The organism is Streptomyces sparsus, assembly GCF_054776295.1.
In genome coordinates this window covers 1-2,059 of the sequence record NZ_BAAHCA010000872.1, presented here as the reverse complement: position 1 = coordinate 2,059, position 2,059 = coordinate 1, and the positions used below count along the sequence as shown (strand labels likewise).

The following is a 2,059-nucleotide window of genomic DNA, read 5'->3' as shown; positions in this document are numbered from 1 at the left end:
CGGACCCCGCCCGACCGGGCCGCCGCGGCCCCGCCCTCGGGCAGGCCGCGGGCCTCCCGCGCGGCGATCTCCTTGAGGCGCAGGGACAGTTGCAGGGTGCTGGGCCGTTCTTCGGGGTTCTTCGCCAGGCAGGCCTGGACGATCGGGGCCAGCGCCGCCGGCACCGCGTGCAGCGACGCCTCCTCGTGCACCACGCGGTACAGCATGACCTCGGAACTGCCGTGCCCGAACGGCGAGTCCGCCGCCGCGGCGTAGGCGAGTGTGGCGCCCAGCGAGAAGACGTCCGTGGCCGGCGTCACCGGCGCCCCCCTGACCTGCTCGGGGGCGAGGAAACCGGGTGAGCCCACTGCGGTGCCCACGTGGGTGAGCGTGCTCGCCCCCGTGGCCCAGGCGATGCCGAAGTCGATGATGCGCGGGCCCTTGGGCGAGAGCAGGATGTTGGAGGGCTTGAGGTCCCGGTGGACCACTCCCGCCTCGTGGACCGCGAGCAGCCCCTCGGCCAGCGCCGCGCCGATCGCCGCGACCTGGGCGGGCGGCAGCGGCCCGCCCTCGTTCACCTTGTCGTGCAGCGACGGGCCCGGTACGTACTGGGTGGCGAACCACGGCCGGTCGGCGTCCAGGTCGGCCGCCACCAGCCGCGCCGTGCAGCCCCCGCGGATGCGTCGAGCCGCCGAGACCTCGCGCGCGAAACGGGAGCGGAACTCCTGGTCCTCGGCGAGATCGGGACGGATCACCTTGAGCGCCACCCGCTGCCCGCGCCGGTCCGAGCCGAGGTACACCACGCCCATACCGCCCGCGCCGAGCCGGCGGTGCAGCTTGAACGAACCGACGACGCGCGGGTCCTCGCGCCGGAGCCGCATCATCGCCATGTCCTTCCCCTACCTCCGGTGGGGAGGCCCCACTTAGCTGACCGGTACCGACCGGCCGTCCGACGGTCCACAGCTTACGGACTGCCGCCGCCGCGCGCCGAGAGGCCGCGCGTGCCGCGGCAGACGGAATGTCAGTACCGGGTGGGATCCTGGAAGTACACGCCGGGCCGCTGCCCGTTACGGCGGCGGTCCGCACATCCGTGCCCAACAGCCAACCGCACAAGGGGGAGTGACGCTGTGAAAGGTGACTGGGTGGAGATAGTCGTGGACGCCGGTGACACCATTCGCACCTACGAGATGACGGCCGCCAAAGCCGGCCGGAGGGTGGAGACGCAGGTCCGCAGGGGAGTGGTCGAAGTGAGCGAAGTCACCCGCAGCGGGACGGTCGTGCGCACCGCGCGCTTCATGGCCAACCGGGTGCTCGCCCTGGTCGAGCACCCGCTGCCCCGCCCGGACGGCCCCTGATCCCGTGCCCGCCGACGGTCGTACCCGACCGTCCCCCACCACCGACTCCGGCCGTCCAACGCCTGCCCCGGGCGTCCAACGCCTGCCCCGGGAGGCCGCCCCAGCGGCCACCAACCCGAAGCGCCGCGCCCCGACCCCTCCGGGACGACCCCGGTACGGACGGCCTCCGTGTCCACCCTGGGGAGTACCCGCAGGCCCCGGTGTCCTCCTGCGGGATGCCCCGCAGTCGGTACGCGGGCATGACGCCCGACGCCCCCGCCGCGCCTAACGTTGAGATCAAGCGGCGGGCGCAGCACTCGTCCCCCGAGGTTCGACGCTCGCCGCCCCAGATCACGACAGGAGCATCACCATGGCGCACACGGCAGATCGCCCGGCGGTCCGGGCGCAGGGCCGGCTGAACGGCATGCTCGCCGGCTTCTCCGGCTCGGTGCCCGTGGGCCTGCGGCCGTCCGGCCGGCGGCATCCGCTGGTGGCCGTCCTGATGGTGCTCCCGTTCGCGGTCCTGCTCGCCGTGGTCTTCGGCGGAGTGGAGGCCGTGCTCACCCAGGCGTCGTCCGTGGCGGGAATGCTGGGGCGCTGAACAGCGCGTCCGGTTCGGGAGAGCGGCCCGAACCGGACCAGCCGGCCGTCAACCTCGTGGGGACGGGGGTGCGGGACGGCGTGCGGCCCGGGCAGTCGGAGGACTGCCCGGGCTTCGCGCGTCCCGGGCGGTACGCTCCCACCTG

At 74.1% G+C, this 2,059-nt stretch carries 3 protein-coding genes; 2 read left to right on the top strand and 1 reads right to left on the bottom strand.

Annotated elements, in window-relative coordinates; all coding sequences use genetic code 11:
- Positions 1–869: serine/threonine-protein kinase (locus ACYVE9_RS24350; protein ID WP_461030047.1), on the bottom strand; the 869-nt coding region annotated here is incomplete at its 3' end.
- Positions 870–1,106: 237 nt separating this feature from the next.
- On the opposite strand from ACYVE9_RS24350, the gene ACYVE9_RS24345 reads away from it, so the two are divergent.
- Both ACYVE9_RS24345 and ACYVE9_RS24340 read left to right on the top strand, forming a co-directional pair.
- Positions 1,107–1,334: a hypothetical protein gene (locus ACYVE9_RS24345; RefSeq protein ID WP_461030046.1), complete on the top strand. Its 228-nt coding sequence runs from the start codon at positions 1,107–1,109 to the stop codon at positions 1,332–1,334.
- A gap of 349 nt (positions 1,335–1,683) precedes the next feature.
- On the top strand, positions 1,684–1,914 hold the full coding sequence (locus tag ACYVE9_RS24340) for a hypothetical protein (RefSeq protein ID WP_461030045.1): 231 nt from the start codon (positions 1,684–1,686) through the stop codon (positions 1,912–1,914).
- The last annotated feature ends 145 nt before the right edge of the window (positions 1,915–2,059 follow it).